Raw genomic sequence first — 17,712 nt, 5'->3', positions numbered from 1 at the left:
GGTGGGAAACTCCGCTATGTGTTGGGGCGGCTGGCCGTGGGGTAGCCGCGGATGTGTTTCGCGGTCCCTCTGAGACACTGGGGGCGCCATGAGTGAGACAGCAGCCCCGCCGGCCGTCGCCCTGCGAGCCCGCGCCGAGATCGACCTGGCCGCCCTGCGGGCCAACGTACGGACCCTGCGTGCCCGCACGCGCGGTGCCGCCCTGATGGCCGTCGTCAAGGCCGACGGGTACGGGCATGGGGCGCTTCGCTGTGCTCGGGCCGCCGCCGAGGCGGGCGCCGAGTGGCTCGGTACCGCCACCCCCGAGGAGGCGCTCGCCCTGCGGCAGCCGGCCTCCGGGGTGCCCCGGCATGTCCGGGTCATGTGCTGGCTCTGGACACCCGGCGGGCCCTGGCAGGAGGCCATCGAGGCCGACATCGACGTGTCGGTGGGCGCCATGTGGGCCCTGCGGGAGGTTGCTGACGCTGCCAGGGCCGCTCGGCGGCCCGCTCGGGTGCAGCTCAAGGCCGATACCGGGCTCGGGCGCGGTGGCTGTCAGCCTGGGGACGACTGGTGCGCGCTCGTCGCCGCCGCGCTGCGTGCCGAGCGGGACGGGCTCATCAGGGTGACCGGGCTTTGGTCTCATCTCGCTTGCGCCGATGAGCCCGACCATTCCTCCGTCGACGGGCAGCTCACCCGGTTCCACGAGATGATCGCGTATGCCGAGCGGCACGGACTGCGGCCCGAGGTGCGGCACCTCGCCAACTCGCCCGCCGTGCTCAGCCGTCCGGACACGCACTTCGACCTCGTACGGACGGGGGTGGCCGTGTACGGGATCTCGCCGAGTCCCGAGATCGGGACCGCCGCCGATCTCGGGCTCCGTCCCGTGATGACGCTGGCCGCCTCGCTCGCGCTGGTCAAGCACGTACCCGGCGGGCACGGTGTCAGTTACGGGCACCACTACGTCACCCCCGGCGCCACCACCCTCGGCCTCGTCCCCGTCGGCTACGCGGACGGCATCCCGCGCCACGCCTCCGGCACCGGGCCCGTCCTGATCGGCGGGAAGTGGCGGACCGTGGCCGGGCGGGTCGCCATGGACCAGTTCGTCGTCGATCTGGGGGGCGACGAGCCCGAGGCCGGCGCGGAGGTCCTGCTCTTCGGGCCCGGCGACCGCGGCGAGCCCACCGCCGAGGACTGGGCACAGGCGGCCGGGACGATCGCGTACGAAATCGTCACGCGCGTCGGCACCCGGGTGCCTCGCGTCTATGTGAACGAGAACGAGAACGAGGAAGAGGGAGAGGGAGAAGAGCGGTAGACGGGTGCTGGGGTTCCGCCGCTCGGCGGCACGAGTAACCCGCCCGGCCGCTGCGGCATCTCCGGTGACTTCTACTTCAATAGGTACGTCAGCAAGTACTGAAGCAAGTACTGAAGCAAGTAGTGAAGCAAGTACTTCGGCAAGCCCGTAATTTCAGTGGTAAATCCAGCGAGGAGCGGTACGTGAGCGAGAGCAGTGCGGAGGTCGTCGCGAGCGCCGCCACGGCGGCCGTGGCCTCCGCCGCGGAAGCGGCCGGGGGGTGGCGCCGGGTGACCGGCATCGCGGGCGTCGCCATAGGTGTGGTCGCCGCCGGTGCCGCGGCGGGTGTCGCCGTCGAGCGGCTCACCGTGGGGCGCGGGATGCGCGAGAAGGCGCGGCTCGCGCTCGACTCGACAGGCCCGTACGGCGTGCTGCGCGGCACCCCGGGCAAGGCGTACGCCGACGACGGCACCGAGCTGTACTACGAGGTCGACGACGTCGACCCGGCCGCCGCGCCCGCGCTCACCCCGCGCCGGCGCCGGCTCTTCGGCCGTAAGGCCCCGGCCCCCGTCACCGTCGTGTTCAGTCACGGCTACTGCCTCAGCCAGGACTCCTGGCACTTCCAGCGGGCCGCCCTGCGCGGGGTTGTGCGGAGTGTGTACTGGGACCAGCGCAGCCATGGGCGATCCGGGCGCGGTGTCGCTCAGCACGGCGACGGCGTGCCCGTCTCCATCAACCAGCTCGGGCGGGACCTGAAGGCCGTCCTCGACGCCGCCGTGCCCGAGGGGCCGATCGTGCTCGTCGGGCACTCCATGGGCGGGATGACCGTCATGGCCCTCGCCGACCAGTACCCGGACCTCGTACGGGACCGGGTCGTCGCGGTCGCCTTCGTCGGTACGTCGGCCGGGCGGCTCGGCGAGGTCAACTACGGACTGCCGGTCGCGGGCGTGAACGCCGTACGGCGGGTGCTGCCCAGCGTGCTGAGGGCGCTGGGGCAGCAGGCCGAGTGGGTGGAGCGGGGGCGGCGGGTCACCGCCGATCTCTTCGCCGGGATCATCAAGCGGTACTCGTTCTCGTCACGGGACGTCGATCCCGCCGTCGTCCGGTTCGCCGAACGGATGATCGAGAGCACGCCCATCGACGTCGTCGCCGAGTTCTACCCGGCCTTCACCGAGCACGACAAGACCGAGGCCCTCGGCCACTTCAAGGACCTGCCGGTGCTGGTGCTGGCCGGGGTCGGCGACCTCGTCACGCCCAGCGGGCACAGCGAGGCCATCTCCGACCTGCTGCCGGACGCCGAACTGGTCCTCGTGCCGGACGCCGGGCACCTGGTGATGCTGGAGCACCCGGAGGCGGTCACCGACCGGCTCGCCGACCTGCTCACGCGCGCGGGTGCCGTGCCGGCAGGGGCTACCGTTTCCGGTTATGGAAGCACCAGCAGCAGCAGCGCGCGACGGCCGGGCTGAGTCGCCCTCCCTCCCGGTTCCCATGGCCGCCTCTCCCGCCGCGCCCGCCTCTCCCTCCTCTCCCTCCTCTCCCTCCTCGTCCTTCGAGGTGACCGTCCATTCGCCCGACGAGATGCGGGAGCTGGGTCGCCGGCTCGCCGGGCGGCTGCGGGCCGGGGACCTCGTGATGCTCACCGGTGAGCTGGGCGCGGGCAAGACGACGCTGACGCGCGGGCTCGGCGAGGGGCTCGGGGTCCGGGGCGCGGTCACCTCGCCCACCTTTGTGATCGCCCGCGTCCACCCCTCCCTCGGCGACGGCCCGCCGCTCGTCCACGTGGACGCGTACCGGCTGGGCGGCGGTCTCGACGACATGGAGGATCTCGACCTCGACGTCTCGCTGCCCGAGTCCGTCGTCGTCGTGGAGTGGGGCGAGGGCAAGGTCGAGGAGCTGACCGACGACCGGCTCCATCTCCTCATCCACCGGGCGGTCGGAGACACCACGGACGAGGTACGGCACGTCACCCTCATGGGTGTGGGTGAGCGGTGGGCGGCGGTTGACCTGGGCGCCGTATGAACGGGTCAGGGGCTGCGTGAACGGGTCAAGGGCTGCGTGAACGGTCGCGTGAATGTTCCGACAATCCGTCGGCAAGATGTTGCGTCGCGTGTCCCGCGCGTGGTCACATGGTATCCAATTCGTAGTTAGGTTTACCTAACTACGCCCGCCCCCGAGCTTCTGGAGGCGTCCATGTCGGCTACCGAGAGCACGCCCGAGCCGATGGCGAAGTCGGAGCCGTGCGTCGTTCCCGGGGTGTCCATGCGTGAACTGCTGGCGGCGGGCGCCGCCGCCCGCGCGGTCTCCACGCCTCCGCGCGCCCCCGACGCACCCAAAGCGCCCGTAAGGCACCCCAAGGCCGCGTAGCCCGTTCAGCGGATCACGACGTTCAGCGGATCACGACGACCTTCTCGCCGATCGTCGCGAACTCCCACATCGCGTCCCCGTCCGGCCGGGTCTCCCGGATGCCGCCGGTGAGGGCCTCCGGGTCCTGCGGCGGGGGCGAGCCGTTCACCGCCGCGCTGAAGCCGATGCCCACGCCGTCCACGCCGGTGAACCGCACGACGTGCTCGATCGGGGCGCCGTCGGTCCCCATGATCGAGTTCGAGCGGGACGTGACCTGGTAGCTGCCCGGTTCCGGGTCCACCGTGCCCGGCGCGACGGGGAACGAGCGGAGCGCGCGGCCGTTGTCGCCGACGATCCACACCCGGTCGTCGTCCAGGGAGTACACGACCCGCCTGCCCGTTCCCGAGCCGGTCGGCAGGGCGTCGGGGTGCCGGGTGTCCCGGGGGGCCTTCGCGGTGGTCACCGGCGCCGAGGGGGACACGTGTTCGGCGCCCGGGCGCTGCGGGGCGTTCGCCGAGGCCTGGTAGGCGAGGAAGCCGACCCCGGCGAGTGCCGTGGCGGTGAGCCCGGCCACGAATCCCGCGCTGCTCCTGGTCACCGGCGTCCACCTCTTCGTCTTGTACGTCCCGTTTTGCGGCGACGGTAGCAGCAGCCGGGACGACGAACGGGACGGCCGTACGGGGGGCGCGGGCGCCGTAGGCTGTTCGCGTGCTCTTGCTCGCTCTGGATACCGCCACCCCGGCCGTCACGGTCGCCCTGCACGACGGGACGGCCGTCGTCGCCGCGTCGGCCCAGGTCGACGCGCGCCGGCACGGGGAACTGCTGCTGCCCGCCGTCGACCGCGTCCTCGCCGAGGCGGGCACGGCCCTCGACGCCGTCACCGGCGTCGTCGTCGGCATCGGCCCCGGCCCCTACACCGGGCTGCGCGTCGGCCTGATGACCGCCGACACCTTCGGACTCGCGCTCGGCGTCCCCGTGTACGGCGTCTGCACCCTGGACGGCCTGGCGTACGCCGCCGAGGTCGAGGAGACCGCAGGGGGTGGCCCCTTTGTCGTGGCTACCGACGCCCGCCGCAAGGAGGTCTACTGGGCGCGCTACAGCGACTCCCGTACGAGGGTCACGGAGCCGTCCGTCGACCGGCCGGCGGACATCGCCGACCAGGTCGCGGGCCTGCCCGCCGTCGGCGCGGGCGCCCTGCTCTACCCGGACACCTTCCCGGACGCGCACGCACCCGAGCACGTCTCCGCCGCCGCCCTCGCCTCACTGGCCGCCGAACGGCTGGCGGCGGGCGTCGAACTCCCGGCCCCCCGGCCGCTCTACCTGCGCCGGCCCGACGCCCAGGTCCCCAAGAACTACAAGGTGGTCACGCCCAAGTGACGACTGCCGTGCTGCGCGAGATGCGCTGGTGGGACATCGAGCCCGTGCTGGAGCTGGAGAAGGCCCTCTTCCCCGAGGACGCCTGGTCCCGGGGCATGTTCTGGTCGGACCTGGCCCACGCGAGGGGTCCGGAGGCGACCCGGCGGTACTTCGTCGCCGAGCAGGAGGACGAGGAGGGCGCGGCGGGCGGAGGCCGGCGGATCATCGGGTACGCGGGGCTCGCCGCCGCCGGGGACGTGGCCGACGTACAGACGATCGCCGTCGCCCGCGAACACTGGGGCACCGGCCTCGGCGCCGTGCTGCTGACCGAGCTGCTGCGGTCGGCGACCGCGTTCGAGTGCGCCGAGGTGATGCTCGAATGCCGGGTCGACAACGTGCGCGCGCAGAAGCTGTACGAGAGGTTCGGCTTCGAGCCCATCGGGTTCCGACGCGGCTACTACCAGCCAGGGAACGTCGACGCCCTGGTGATGCGGCTGCGCGACCCGGCGGCATCGGTGCCGGCGAGGGATTCCGGCGCCCAGGACATCGACGTACAGCAAAACGACGTACAAGGAACCGAGAGCAATGGCTGACCGCAAGGACGAACCACTCGTCCTCGGCATCGAGACCTCCTGCGACGAGACCGGTGTCGGTGTCGTGCGGGGGACCACGCTCCTCGCGGACGCCATCGCGTCCAGCGTCGACGAGCACGCCCGGTTCGGGGGTGTCGTGCCCGAGGTGGCCTCGCGCGCGCACCTGGAGGCGATGGTGCCGACCATCGAGCGGGCGCTGAAGGAAGCCGGGGTGAGCCCGAAGGACCTCGACGGCATCGCCGTCACCGCCGGTCCCGGGCTCGCGGGCGCGCTGCTGGTCGGGGTCTCGGCGGCGAAGGCGTACGCGTACGCGCTGGGCAAGCCCCTGTACGGGGTGAACCACCTCGCCTCCCACATCTGCGTCGACCAACTGGAGCACGGGCCGCTTCCGGAGCCGACGATGGCCCTGCTGGTGTCCGGCGGGCACTCGTCGCTGTTGCTCTCCTCGGACATCACCTCGGACGTGCGGCCGATGGGCGCGACCATCGACGACGCGGCCGGTGAGGCCTTCGACAAGATCGCGCGGGTGCTGAACCTGGGCTTCCCCGGCGGTCCCGTCATCGACCGGTACGCGCGCGAGGGCGACCCGAAGGCCATCGCGTTCCCGCGCGGTCTGACCGGGCCGCGCGACCCGGCGTACGACTTCTCCTTCTCCGGGCTCAAGACGGCCGTGGCCCGCTGGATCGAGGCGAAGCGGGCGGCGGGCGAGGACGTGCCGGTGCGTGACGTGTCGGCCTCCTTCCAGGAGGCGGTGGTGGACGTACTCACCCGGAAGGCGGTGCGTGCCTGCAAGGACGAGGGCGTCGACCACCTGATGATCGGCGGGGGCGTCGCCGCCAACTCACGGCTGCGGGCGCTCGCCCAGGAGCGGTGCGAGGCGGCCGGTATCCGGCTCCGGGTGCCGAGGCCCAAGCTGTGCACGGACAACGGCGCCATGGTGGCCGCGCTGGGCGCCGAGATGGTCGCCCGCAACCGGGCCCCCTCCGACTGGGACCTGTCGGCGGACTCCTCGCTGCCGGTGACCGACCCGCATGTGCCGGGACAGTCGCACGGCAACTCGCACGATCACGCGCACGAGACGGGCGAGGGGAACCTGTACGCGTGACGGTCGCGTTGATGTGGGAGGCGCGGGCCGTCGAGGGACGCGGGGACGAACTCCTCGCCTGGGCACGGGCGCGGGCGCTGCCCGTACCGCCGGTGCGCCGCGAGACGTTCAGGGCTCCGGGGGACCGGGTCCTCGTCATCACGTGGTGGGACGCCGACTACGCCGCCGACCTGCCCGAACTCCCTGAGCCGGAGGCGGAGTTGGTTACTCGGGCGGTGCATCGGTGGCGGTTCGAGGTGGTGGGCGAGTGAGCTCTCCGAAGGGCCTGAACGAACCGTCCTGGTACGGCGTCCGGTGTGTTTTCCGGCATGGGGACCTGGAGGTCTACGAGGAGAGGGTGACCCTCTGGGTCGCCCGGTCCCTGGACGAGGCGATCGCGCGCGGTGAGGCGGAGGCCGCCGAGTACTGCGAGGGCCTGGACGGAGTCGAGTACACGGGCTTCGCCGAGGCTTACGCCATGTACGACTCCCCGGAGGAGGGCGCCGAGGTGTTCTCCCTGATGCGGGAGAGCCGGCTCCCGTCCGACGACTATGTGCGCCGGTTCTTCGCCACGGGGGACGAGCGGATCGGCGCCGTGGGGGAGGAACGGACCCGCTGAGCCGGTCCGTTCGTCGTGGTCGGGCGGGACGGGACCCGTCCGGGGCAGGGTGGTGGTTTCAGCCATCCCGGGTTGGTGAGGGCGTCACGCGTCTCAGACGTTCCTTAAGCCCCAAGATGCCGGGGGAGCCTCCACAGTTGGCCCACCAGGTTGACATGGGTCATTCACCCGGCGTCCATGTCTGACGCGTCCGGACGTCAGGATTCGGCCATTGACTCACTCCGCGCGGTGCGTTCGTACGGCGTGGGGAGAGTCGTGTTCGATTCTTGAGGGGCGTACGTGGTGTCCACGCAGGTGGGTTCCGGCATATCGGAGCCCGACAGACCCGTGCCTCGGCGGCTTTACACCGCCAGGGGGTTCGGTGACCGGGTCTTCCGGATCCAGTTGACGGCCACCGGGGTCGTGGTGCTGGCCATCATGGCGGCCGTCGGGCTGTTCCTGCTGCTGAGGGCGGGGCAGGCGCTGCACGCCCGGGGATTCGCGTTCCTCACAACTGCCGCTTGGCAGCCGGACGTTCACAACTTCGGCATCTCCGCCGTACTCACCGGCACCCTGCTGATCGCCCTCGTCGCGGTGGCCATCTCCGTACCGCTGGCCGTCGGGACCGCGCTGTTCATCTCCGACGTGGCGCCGCGCGGGCTGCGCCGCACGCTCGTCAGCATGGTCGACCTGATGGCCGCCGTACCGTCGGTGGTGTACGGGCTGTGGGGCCTGTTCTTCCTCCAGCAGCATGTGATCGGGCTGTCGCGCTGGCTGTCCGACTGGTTCGGCTGGATACCGCTGTTCGCGGTCGACGGCGTCAAGCCGGGCGATCCGCTCGCCTCCGACAGCGTGTACACCGCTTCCACGTTCGTCGCGGGCATCGTCGTCGCGCTCATGGTCGCGCCGATCCAGTGCTCGGTGATGCGCGAGGTCTTCTCGCAGGCCCCGGCCGGTGAGCGGGAGGGCGCCTACGCGCTCGGCGCCACCCGGTGGGGAATGATCCGCTCGGTCGTCCTGCCGTACGGCAAGGGCGGGATCATCGGCGGCACGATGCTGGGGCTCGGCCGGGCGCTCGGCGAGACCATCGCGGTCTACCTGATCATCTCGCCGGTCTTCACCATCCAGCCGCACATCCTTCAGACCGGCTCGAACTCGGTCTCCTCACTGATCGCCCTGCACTACGGAGACTCCTCCGAATTCGGGATGTCGGCGCTGATGGCGGCGGGCCTGGCGCTGTTCCTGCTCACCCTGGCGGTCAACTTCACCGCCTCCTCCGTCGCGGCCCGCTCCCGCTCCGGCGCCCAGAGCTGAGGCAAGAGATGACCGTCGTAGCCATGGAAAAAGCAGAGCCCACCTCCGTCGGGGGTGATGTTCCGGGTGACTCCGGTGGGTCCGGTGCGCCCGAGACCGTGCAGGTTCCCGAGACACCCCGCCGTATCGGTGGCGTCGGCCGCTCCGCCGTGCTGTCGCTGGCCGGTGCCGCCACCTCCGCCCTGTGCGTCACGATCCTGCTGTTCGGTGAACTCGCGCCGTTCTCCGGCATGCTGGGCTTCACCGTCACCGCCTATCTGGTCTTCCTCGCCGTCTACGCGGTGCTGACCGGGTTCGAGGAGAACGGGCAGGCCGTTCGGGACCGGGTGATGACCGTTGTGCTGTGGACGGCGGCCACGCTGCTGTTCGTCGCCCTCACCCTCGTCGTCGGGTTCACCGCCTGGCGCGGCAAGCAGGCCCTGCCGCACGGCAACTTCTTCACCCAGGACATGCAGGCGGCGGGCCCCCTCGACCCGCTGACCAACGGTGGCATCGCCCACGCGATGATCGGCACGCTGATCATGATCGCCATCGCGCTGTCGATCACCGTGCCGCTCGGCCTCGCCTGTGCCGTCTACCTCAACCAGATCCCGGGGCGCTTCTCCCGGTTCGTGCGCACCATCGTCGAGGCGATGACCGCGCTGCCCTCGATCGTGGCCGGCCTGATGGTGTACGCCGTCTGGATCCTCGGCCTCGGCATGCAGAAGTCGGGCCTGGCGGCCGGGTTCGCGATCAGCGTGATGATGCTGCCCATCGTTATCCGCGCCTCGGACGTGGTGCTGCGGCTCGTACCGGGCACCCTCACCGAGGCGGCGGAGGCGCTCGGCGCGCCGCGCTGGCGCACGGTGTGGCACGTCGTCCTGCCCACCGCCCGCTCCGGGCTCGCCACCGCCGTCATCCTCGGCACCGCGCGCGGTATCGGCGAGACCTCGCCCGTGCTGCTGACCGCCGGGTTCACGGCGGCGCTCAACGCCGACCCGACCGCCGGGCCGATGGTGTCCCTGCCCCTGGCCGTCTTCAACTTCGTCAAGTCGCCGCAGCCGGAGATGATCGCCCGTGGTTTCGGCGCGGCGGCCGTGCTCATGACCATGGTGCTGGTGCTGTTCGTGATCGCCCGCGTGATCGGCGGCCGTGGCCCCGGCCACCAGACGCGCCGCCAGGCCCGCCGTACCGCCCGCGCCTCCCGCCGCGACGTCACCCGCTTCGACGAACTGCACACGTCCGCGTCCGCGTCGGGGCTGTCCCTGTTCGAGGACGCCTCCACCCCGCAGCCGCACGGCACCGCCGCCGCGCCTGCCCCCGCTCCCGCCTCCGGAGAGAACGACTGATGCCCAGCCACCTCACCGTCCCTCTCCGGCGCCTGCGGGCACTGGGAACCCTGGGCGCGGTACTCACCGCGCTCGCCGCGCTGCTGGCCGGCCCGCTGGCCGGGCCCGCCGCCGCCGAGAGCTACACCCCGGTCGCCGGAGCCGGTTCGACCTGGGCCGAGAACGCCATCGAGCAGTGGCGCAAGGCCGTCAACCAGTACGGCATGCGCATCAGTTACGCGGGCAGTGGTTCCTCCGACGGCCGCCGTCAGTTCCTCAGCGGGACGGTGGACTTCGCGGTCTCGGACATCCCGTTCCAGACCAACCCCACCGACGGGTCGGCCGCCGAGCGTCCGTCCGCCGGCAGTTACGCCTACATGCCGATCGTGGCCGGCGGCACCTCCTTCATGTACCACCTGACGGTCAACGGCAAGAGGGTCACCAACCTCCGCCTCTCCGGAGACGTGGTCACCAAGATCTTCACCGGCGTCGTGAAGTACTGGGACGACCCGGTCGTCAAGGCCGACAACCCGGGGCTCCAGCTCCCGCACCGCGCCGTCGTTCCCGTGGTCCGCTCCGACGGCTCGGGCTCCACCGCCCAGTTCACGATGTGGATGGCCAACCAGCACGCCTCGCTGTGGCAGGCGTACTGCGCCAAGGTCGGCCGCTCGGGCGCCTGCGGGCAGACCTCGTACTACCCGACCGTCCCCGGCATGATCGCCCAGTCCGGTGACCCGGGCGTGGCGGGCTACGTCGCCCAGAACTACGGCGAGGGCGCGATCGGGTACGTCAACTACTCGTACGCCATCAACGAGGGCTATCCGGTCGCCAAGGTCCTCAACCACGCGGGCTACTACACCGAGCCGACCCCGAAGAACGTCGCCGTCTCGCTCCTCAAGGCGAAGATCAACACCAACAAGTCGTCCCCGGACTACCTCACCCAGAAGCTCGAAGGCGTCTACAACGACACCGACAAGCGCAACTACCCGCTGTCCAGCTACTCGTACATGATCCTGCCGCTGAAGGTGCAGGGCACGTTCACCGAGGACAAGGGCAAGACGCTCGGCGCGTTCTCCTACTACTTCATGTGCCAGGGCCAGCAGCAGGCGCCGCAGCTCGGCTACTCGCCGCTGCCGATCAACCTGGTGCAGGCGGGCTTCGAGCAGATCCGCCGGATCCCCGGTGTGAAGACGCAGAACATCAACATCAGGGGCTGCAACAACCCCACGTTCAGCTCCGACGGCCGCAACAGGCTCGCCGAGACGGCTCCTTACCCGGCCGCCTGTGACAAGAAGGGCGCCCCGGCCTGCAACACGGGCAGCGGCGGCGCCAAGCCGGGCGGCTCGGGTGGCGCGGGCGGTTCCGGCGGTGCCGGTGGCGGTTCGGCGTCCGGGGGCGCGAGCGGCGGCGGTACGACGGGCGGGGGCACCGCGTCCGGGGGTGCGACCGGAGGTACGGCGAGCGGCGGCGGAACCGGGGGCGCGGCAGGCGGTACGGCCGCGAGCGGCGGCGGTGACGGGAAGCCCGTCGTCGACCCCGACACCGGGCAGGTGATCTCCGCGTCCGCGGGCGGTGGCGGCGCCACCGGTTCGGGCGACGGCGGCGGTGGCGGCGGTGCCGTCGGCGGCACGATCGCGCTGGCCCAGCCGGTGGCCGTGGCCGGGAACAGCGGCTGGACCACCACCCAGACCCTGATGGTCCTCGCGGCGCTGCTCATCCTCGGGCTCGTCCTGCTGCCGTCCGTCGTCTCGCGGGCACTCGGCACCCGCGGCGCGGGCAACTCCCGTACCGGCGCGGACAACTTCACGGACGGGGGTTCGCGATGACGGAGAACGTGAAGTCGAGAAGCCGTATACGCGGGCTGCTCGTGCGTCTCGTCGCCGGTGCCGCCGTCGGCGCCCTCGTCGGGCTCGCCGTCGCGCAGAACGCCCCGGTGGCGACCGCCGCCGGGGGCAGCGGCTCCGCCGTGACCGTCTCCGGGCGCGGCGAGTTCAAGGACATGAAGTTCACGGTCAGCCAGACCGAGCACCTCACCAGCCAGGCGGTCACCGTCTCCTGGACCGGCGGCGCCCCGACGACCCTCGCGGGCACCCTGTTCAACACCGACTTCGTGCAGATCATGCAGTGCTGGGGCGACGACGACGGCACCCACCCGGAGAACCCCGGCCCGCCCCGCACCCAGTGCCAGTACGGCGCCTCCCCGACCACCGACCGGGGAAGCTGGCCCGGCAACGAGTACGACGACACCCGCAAGGTGTTCTACAGCGCCGACCCCACCAACTACGGCCAGGACGACCGCTACGGCGCCGGAAACGTGTCCGGGCTCGGTGAGGTCCCCTTCAAGGCCGTCGACGGCACGGTCATCACCTCGGGCACCCAGAACAACGCCTTCTTCAACCGCAACACCACCAACGAGGTCGACTTCGCCCGCACCGGCGCCGACGGCACCGGCCGCGAGTACGTCGAGATGCAGACCGCCAACGAGGCCCCGCACCTGGGCTGCGGCATCCCCGTACGGCAGAACGGGACCGTCAAGCCGCGCTCCTGCTGGCTGGTCATCGTCCCGCAGGGCCACCTCGACCTGGACGGCAAGCCCTACGCCGACACCAGCCAGGTCAACGCCGGTTCCCCGGTCTCCGCGACCAACTGGAAGAACCGCGTCGCGGTCAAGCTCGGCTTCAACACGGTCGGCGCCAACTGCGCGCTGGGCTCCGACGAGCGCGAGACCAGCGGCAGCGAACTCGCCGCCGACGCCATGGCGAGCTGGCAGACCGCGCTGTGCCCGAGCGGCAAGGTGTACGGCTTCACCGAACTCGGCGAGCCCGACACCCGCGCCCGTCTCATCAACGACGGCGGCTCGGGCCTGGCCTTCACCACCCGGGCCCTCGGCGCCGACCCGGGCACGACCGCCCCCGCCGACCCGACCGTTTACGCGCCGACCACGCTCTCGGGCACCGTCATCGGCTTCACCGTCGAACGCAGACCCAAGGCAGGCGCCTCCGAGGCGATCCGCAAACTCGCGGGCACCAAGGTCGAGTCCCTCGACCTGACCCCCCGCCTGGTCGCCAAGCTGCTCACCGAGTCCTACCGCAACTCGCCCTGGGGAGCGGTCATCGGCAACACCGCCGCCAAGAACTACGGGTGGGCGAAGACCAACCCGGCCGGACTGGCCAGCGACCCCGAGTTCATCTCGCTCAACCCGGAGTTCGCCGAACTGTCCGTGGCCGAGACCCCGGCCACCGACACCGACCTGCTGACCGCGCTGGGCCACAGCGACTCGGCGCGCGCGGTCTGGCAGTGGATCGTCTCCGACAAGGAGGCGCGCAAGTTCCTCGCCGGGGCCCCCGACGACTGGGGCATGACGGTCAACCCGTACTTCAGCACCAACACGGACGTGAACCCGACCGGCTTCGCCTTCACCCCGGCCGACATCGACACGTACCCCAAGAGCGACCCGTGGTGCACGATCCCGCCGGGCACCGGGGCCACGCAGAAGCAGTGCATGATCGACTTCCACCCGTATGTGTCGGACATGCACGCCGGCGCCCTGCACACCCGGCGCGCCGACAGCCTCTGGAAGGCGACCTGGGACCCGCTGGCGAGCCCGCCCGCGTACAAGGCGCCCGGTCCGCAGACGGTCGGCTCCCGGTTCGTGATCACGGTGACCGACGCGGCCTCCGCCGCCCGGTACGGCCTCCAGACCGCGCGCCTGCGCAACGCCGCCGGCAAGTTCACCGCGCCGACCCCGGCCGCCCTCACCGCCGCCGCGGCGAGCGCCTCCGGTGCCAAGGCCCCCGAGATCGTCCCGTCCAAGGCCACCGCGAAGGGCGCGTACCCGCTCGCCCAGCTCGTCTACGCGGCCGTGCGCCCGGCCAAGATCGGCGCCGCCGCCCGCGCGGACTACGCGACCCTGCTGACGTACGCGTCCGGCAAGGGCCAGATCAGCGGCGCCGACCCGGGCCGCCTCCCGGACGGCTACGCGCCGCTGCCGCAGACCCTGCGGGACAAGACGGCCAAGGCCGCCACCGCCCTCGCCCACTACACCGGCCCGTCCGCCAACCCGGGCGGCGGCTCCTCCTCCGGCGGTACGACGGCCGGGGGCGCGTCCGGCGGCGGCAGCGTCTCCGGTGGCGGCGTCTCCGGCACCTCCGGCGGTGTGAGCGGAGGTACGGACGGCGGTACAACGGCCGGGGGCGCGACCGACGGGGGCGCCGCCTCGGGCGGTGCCGCGTCCGGCGGCGCCGGTGGCGCGAGCGCCAAGCCCAACGCCAAGCCCTCGTACGACGGCGGCCAGGCCGTCCAGACCACCGCCGCGGGCACCACGCCCGCCGACCCGGCGAACGCCCTGCGCTACGCCGTCCCGGTGGGCGCCGCGCTCGGCGCCGCGGCCGGTATCGGAGCGCCCTTCGCGGGCGGCGGCCGACTGCGGCTGCCGCTGCCCGGCGGTCGCACCGTGACCGTCATCCCCGAACTCACCCTGCCGGAGCGGCTGCGCAAGCTGCTGCCGCCCGGCCGGAGCTGAGCCCCGGAGCCCACGGCCACCCGGCCACGGCTCCCCACAGACGGCCGCCCGCCCCGAAGGACAGTCGGGGCGGACGGCCCGTACCACCCTGCCAGATCCGCAACACCCGCAACATCCGCTCTCGTTCCACGACGCACTACAGGAGAACCTCGATGCGCAGAACGCGCCTCACGGCGGCCATGGTCGCCGCCGCCGTGGTGTCCGGCACGCTGGCTCTCGCGAGCCCGGCGTCCGCCGACCCCACCCCCGCCGGAACGTTCCGCCAGCTGGTGGGCGTGGGTTCCGACACCACGCAGGACGTCCTGAACGCCCTCGCCGGTGACACCGTCAACGACAAGAGCTACGCCGACACCGCCGTGAAGTCGGCGACCGGCGCGGGCCTCGCCTCGTACGACGCGATCGGCTCCGCCACCATCCAGACCCGCTCGGGCGGTACGACGTTCAACCGTCCCAACGGCTCCGGCGCCGGCCGCACCGCGCTCAGCATGTCGCTCACGGGTGACCTGTTCCCGAACGCGACCGGTGTCTCCGTCAAGGGCCAGATCGACTTCGCCCGCTCCTCCAGCGGCCCGAGCGTCTCCGGCAACGCGCTCACTTTCATCCCGTTCGCGCGTGACGCGGTCGGCATCGCGGTGCGCGGCACCGGCCTCGACAGCCTGACGGTGGACCAGCTCCACGACGTCTACGCGGCCGGCAGCGACCACAAGGTGAACGGCCAGACCGTGCACCCCGTCCTCCCGCAGAGCGGCTCGGGCACCCGCAAGTTCTTCCTCGGGGCGATCGGCCTCAACGAGAACACGGTCGACACGAGCATCGCGACCACGCAGGAGAACCAGGCCGACACCGCGCTCACCCAGGACGGCACCCTCGTCCCGTTCTCCGTGGGCAGCTGGATCGCGCAGAACAACGGCATCGCCCCCGACCACAGCAAGACCGCGGTCGCCGCCGGCGCGCACCTCGCCGCCGTCACGCTGCCCGGCGACACCGGCGCCACCAGCCCGGTCACCACGGTCAACGGCAAGCTCTCCCCGGTCACCGGCTACTACGAGAACGCCACCTTCGGCCGCGACGTCTACAACGTCGTCCCGACCCGGGCGATCGACCCGAGCAGCATCTTCTTCGACAAGGACGTCTACGACGTCTTCGTCACCAGCGGTACCCACGAGGCGGCCTTCGCCTCCGACGCCGCCGAAGGTGTCATCGCGAAGTTCGGCTTCGTGAACGAGCCGTACAACGGCTCGGTCAACCTGGCCAAGCACGCCAAGGTCGGCGGCCTGGACATCAGCGGCCTCGAAGCGAAGACGCCCGCCGCGCCCACGCTGAAGAGCACCCCCGGCGACGCGAGCCTCAAGCTCGACTGGACCCCGGCGACCCCCGCCCCGGCCCAGCCCGTCACCGACTACCGCGTGACGCTGCTCGACGCCGACGGCGGGCTCGTGGCCACCAAGGACGTCCCGGCCACCACCACGTCGTTCACCTTCACCGACCTGGCCAACGGCAAGTACACCGCCTCGGTGTCCGCCGCCAACCTGATCGGCACCGGCGACGCCGCCTCCTGGACCGGCGACGTCAAGTTCGCCAGCACCACCACGGCGACCGCCGCCCCGACCGCGTACGGTGTCGCCCCGAAGGTCGCCGTCACCGTGACCGGCAGCCACGGCGTCATCGCCGACGGCAAGGTCACCGTCAAGGAGGGCACCACCACCCTCGGCACCGGCACCCTGAACAGCGCCGGCAAGGTCACCGTCAGCCTGTCGAACCACCTCAAGGTGGCCACGCACACGCTGACCGTCTCCTACGCGGGCGGCGACAAGCTGAACTCCTCCTCGGCGACCGTCTCCCTGAAGGTCACCAAGGCGACCCCGTCCGTCGCCTCGACCGCCCCGGCCACGATCGCCCACACCGCCGCCGCCAAGGTCGCGGTGAAGGTCACGGCGACCGGCACCACCCCCGCCGGCAAGGTCACCATCCTTGAGGGCACCCGCGTCATCGGCACCGGCACGCTCAGCGCCGGCAAGGTGACCATCACCCTCCCGAAGCTGGCCAAGGGCAAGCACACGCTGCACGCCCACTACGCCGGCTCCACCACGGTGAACTCGAAGAACGGCGCGAACTTCGTCGTCAAGTCCATCTGATCACCGCTTCACACCGCTTCACACCGCTTCACACTGCTTCATCGCCTGACCGCTTCACCGCGTGATTGCTCCATCGAGGGCCGGGAGACCGCCGCCACGGTCTCCCGGCCCGCCGGGATCCCTCAGCGAAACCGACTGAGCCCGAAACCCCTTGAATCTCAGACTCCCTGAACCTCAAACCCCCCGAACCGCGAAGGAGGCGGGCCGCCGTGACGGTCGCCGTACAGACCACGCTCGCACCGGCAGCGTCCGCGTCCAGGACGCGTGTCGCGAGCGTCACCGTCGTGCGCCACCTCTCCAGGGGCGGCCTGCTCAGCCTCGCCGCCCTGCTGCTCGGCATCACCCTGCAACTGCTGCTGGTCAGCGGTATCCAGCAGCACAACGCCCAGCACGCCGCGTTCGACGAACTGCGCGACCAGCTCGCCCAGGGCACCGCCCCGGTGGCCCAGGTCGACCAGGAGGGCAGGCTGCTCGCACCAGGCACACCGGTCGCGCTGCTCGACGTACCCGCTCTGGGCATGTCCCAGGTCGTCCTGGAGGGCACCGACTCCGCCGTCATGACCGACGGCCCCGGGCACCGCCGCGACACCCCGATGCCCGGCCAGGCCGGCACCAGCGTGCTGATGGGCCGTGCCGCTGCCTACGGCGGCCCCTTCGGGAAGCTCGCCGACCTCACCGCGGGCGACACCTTCACCGTCGTCACCGGCCAGGGCAAGGCCAAGTACCAGGTCACCGGCGTACGACGAGCCGGTGATCCGGCGCCCGCACCGCTCGCCGCGGGCAAGGGGCGCCTGGTGCTGGTCACCGCGACCGGCCCGCACTTCATGCCCGGCGGTGTCCTGCGCGTCGACGCCGACCTGGTGTCACCGGCCGCGGAGACCCCGGCCGCCGTCATCCGCTCCGGCACGCTGCCGCAGGCCGAGGAGCCCCTCGCCCGGCCGTCCGGGGTGCCCTGGCCGCTGGTGATGTGGCTCCAGGCCCTGCTGCTCGCGGCGGTCGCCGCCGTGTGGACCTGGCACCGGTGGGGCCGGCACCAGACCTGGATCGTCTTCGCCCCGGCCGTCGCCGTCCTGGGCCTCCAGGTCGCCACCCGCGCCACCGAGCTGCTGCCGAACCTGCTGTGAGCCTCGCGGCAACGCGCCGCCCGCGCCCCGACTTCTCCGACACGAGGTACCCGACGTGACCGA

The 17,712-nt window shown here is 71.8% G+C and carries 16 protein-coding genes; 15 read left to right on the top strand and 1 reads right to left on the bottom strand.

From position 1 onward, the window contains the following. The first annotated feature begins 88 nt into the window (after window positions 1-88). The 4 genes from alr (at window position 89) to AOK08_RS46685 (ending at window position 3,637) form a co-directional block, all read left to right on the top strand. Window positions 89-1,294, top strand: coding sequence for an alanine racemase (gene alr / locus AOK08_RS30580; RefSeq protein WP_055532088.1), 1,206 nt, complete (start codon window positions 89-91; stop codon window positions 1,292-1,294). A gap of 182 nt (window positions 1,295-1,476) precedes the next feature. Next, window positions 1,477-2,739, top strand: a complete 1,263-nt coding sequence (locus tag AOK08_RS30575) for an alpha/beta fold hydrolase (protein ID WP_055532086.1) — start codon at window positions 1,477-1,479, stop codon at window positions 2,737-2,739. 22 nt (window positions 2,740-2,761) lie between these two features. Continuing rightward, window positions 2,762-3,292 carry a tRNA (adenosine(37)-N6)-threonylcarbamoyltransferase complex ATPase subunit type 1 TsaE gene (tsaE, locus tag AOK08_RS30570; protein ID WP_079054366.1) on the top strand — a complete coding sequence of 177 codons (531 nt, stop codon included), beginning with the start codon at window positions 2,762-2,764 and terminating at the stop codon, window positions 3,290-3,292. Between the two features lie 171 nt (window positions 3,293-3,463). Further along, entirely contained in the window at window positions 3,464-3,637 is a 174-nt protein-coding gene (locus AOK08_RS46685) for a hypothetical protein (RefSeq protein ID WP_198539440.1), read from the top strand. Between the two features lie 22 nt (window positions 3,638-3,659). Here AOK08_RS46685 and AOK08_RS30565 read toward each other — a convergent pair whose 3' ends face one another. After that, window positions 3,660-4,214, bottom strand: a complete 555-nt coding sequence (locus tag AOK08_RS30565) for a L,D-transpeptidase (protein ID WP_055532082.1) — start codon at window positions 4,212-4,214, stop codon at window positions 3,660-3,662. 110 nt (window positions 4,215-4,324) lie between these two features. Between AOK08_RS30565 and tsaB the strand changes: the two genes are divergently transcribed. The 11 genes from tsaB to AOK08_RS30510 all read left to right on the top strand — a co-directional run bounded on the left by tsaB (window position 4,325) and on the right by AOK08_RS30510 (window position 17,649). Then, on the top strand, window positions 4,325-4,993 hold the full coding sequence (tsaB, locus tag AOK08_RS30560; RefSeq protein WP_055532080.1) for a tRNA (adenosine(37)-N6)-threonylcarbamoyltransferase complex dimerization subunit type 1 TsaB: 669 nt from the start codon (window positions 4,325-4,327) through the stop codon (window positions 4,991-4,993). A gap of 20 nt (window positions 4,994-5,013) precedes the next feature. Further along, window positions 5,014-5,565: a ribosomal protein S18-alanine N-acetyltransferase gene (gene rimI / locus AOK08_RS30555; protein ID WP_198539442.1), complete on the top strand. Its 552-nt coding sequence runs from the start codon at window positions 5,014-5,016 to the stop codon at window positions 5,563-5,565. Continuing rightward, the gene (tsaD, locus tag AOK08_RS30550) at window positions 5,558-6,670 is read left to right on the top strand and encodes a tRNA (adenosine(37)-N6)-threonylcarbamoyltransferase complex transferase subunit TsaD (protein WP_055532077.1); all 1,113 of its coding nucleotides are present in this window, start codon (window positions 5,558-5,560) and stop codon (window positions 6,668-6,670) included. Before rimI ends, tsaD begins: the two co-directional genes overlap by 8 nt. After that, a complete protein-coding gene (locus AOK08_RS30545) occupies window positions 6,667-6,921 on the top strand; it encodes a hypothetical protein (RefSeq protein ID WP_055532075.1) in 255 nt (84 codons plus the stop codon). Before tsaD ends, AOK08_RS30545 begins: the two co-directional genes overlap by 4 nt. Further along, a complete protein-coding gene (locus tag AOK08_RS30540; RefSeq protein WP_241827152.1) occupies window positions 6,918-7,268 on the top strand; it encodes a DUF4288 domain-containing protein in 351 nt (116 codons plus the stop codon). The genes AOK08_RS30545 and AOK08_RS30540 overlap by 4 nt, the downstream gene beginning before the upstream one ends. Window positions 7,269-7,595: 327 nt before the next feature. After that, window positions 7,596-8,561, top strand: a complete 966-nt coding sequence (gene pstC / locus AOK08_RS30535; RefSeq protein WP_241827151.1) for a phosphate ABC transporter permease subunit PstC — start codon at window positions 7,596-7,598, stop codon at window positions 8,559-8,561. Between the two features lie 23 nt (window positions 8,562-8,584). Further along, the gene (gene pstA, locus AOK08_RS30530; RefSeq protein ID WP_079054367.1) at window positions 8,585-9,889 is read left to right on the top strand and encodes a phosphate ABC transporter permease PstA; all 1,305 of its coding nucleotides are present in this window, start codon (window positions 8,585-8,587) and stop codon (window positions 9,887-9,889) included. Next, on the top strand, window positions 9,889-11,694 hold the full coding sequence (locus tag AOK08_RS48530) for a phosphate ABC transporter substrate-binding protein PstS (protein ID WP_055532073.1): 1,806 nt from the start codon (window positions 9,889-9,891) through the stop codon (window positions 11,692-11,694). Before pstA ends, AOK08_RS48530 begins: the two co-directional genes overlap by 1 nt. Then, window positions 11,691-14,390: a hypothetical protein gene (locus AOK08_RS30520; RefSeq protein ID WP_055532071.1), complete on the top strand. Its 2,700-nt coding sequence runs from the start codon at window positions 11,691-11,693 to the stop codon at window positions 14,388-14,390. Before AOK08_RS48530 ends, AOK08_RS30520 begins: the two co-directional genes overlap by 4 nt. A gap of 152 nt (window positions 14,391-14,542) precedes the next feature. Next, a complete protein-coding gene (locus AOK08_RS30515) occupies window positions 14,543-16,525 on the top strand; it encodes an Ig-like domain repeat protein (RefSeq protein WP_055532063.1) in 1,983 nt (660 codons plus the stop codon). 209 nt (window positions 16,526-16,734) lie between these two features. Then, complete coding sequence (locus AOK08_RS30510; RefSeq protein WP_055532061.1) at window positions 16,735-17,649, top strand: sortase; 915 nt, start codon at window positions 16,735-16,737, stop codon at window positions 17,647-17,649. Window positions 17,650-17,712 lie beyond the last annotated feature (63 nt).

The organism is Streptomyces graminilatus (assembly GCF_001418565.1).
Lineage (GTDB): Bacteria > Actinomycetota > Actinomycetes > Streptomycetales > Streptomycetaceae > Streptomyces > Streptomyces graminilatus.
This window is presented reverse-complemented; position numbering and strand designations above follow the sequence as displayed.

What these genes read in the sequence shown, in the direction of transcription:
- pstA (WP_079054367.1), top strand. Translation starts at nt 8,585, where the DNA reads ATGGAAAAAGCAGAGCCCACCTCCGTCGGGGGTGATGTTCCGGGTGAC.
- tsaD (WP_055532077.1), top strand. Translation starts at nt 5,558, where the DNA reads ATGGCTGACCGCAAGGACGAACCACTCGTCCTCGGCATCGAGACCTCC.
- alr (WP_055532088.1), top strand. Translation starts at nt 89, where the DNA reads ATGAGTGAGACAGCAGCCCCGCCGGCCGTCGCCCTGCGAGCCCGCGCC.
- AOK08_RS48530 (WP_055532073.1), top strand. Translation starts at nt 9,889, where the DNA reads ATGCCCAGCCACCTCACCGTCCCTCTCCGGCGCCTGCGGGCACTGGGA.
- rimI (WP_198539442.1), top strand. Translation starts at nt 5,014, where the DNA reads ATGCGCTGGTGGGACATCGAGCCCGTGCTGGAGCTGGAGAAGGCCCTC.
- AOK08_RS46685 (WP_198539440.1), top strand. Translation starts at nt 3,464, where the DNA reads ATGTCGGCTACCGAGAGCACGCCCGAGCCGATGGCGAAGTCGGAGCCG.
- AOK08_RS30515 (WP_055532063.1), top strand. Translation starts at nt 14,543, where the DNA reads ATGCGCAGAACGCGCCTCACGGCGGCCATGGTCGCCGCCGCCGTGGTG.
- tsaE (WP_079054366.1), top strand. Translation starts at nt 2,762, where the DNA reads ATGGCCGCCTCTCCCGCCGCGCCCGCCTCTCCCTCCTCTCCCTCCTCT.
- AOK08_RS30520 (WP_055532071.1), top strand. Translation starts at nt 11,691, where the DNA reads ATGACGGAGAACGTGAAGTCGAGAAGCCGTATACGCGGGCTGCTCGTG.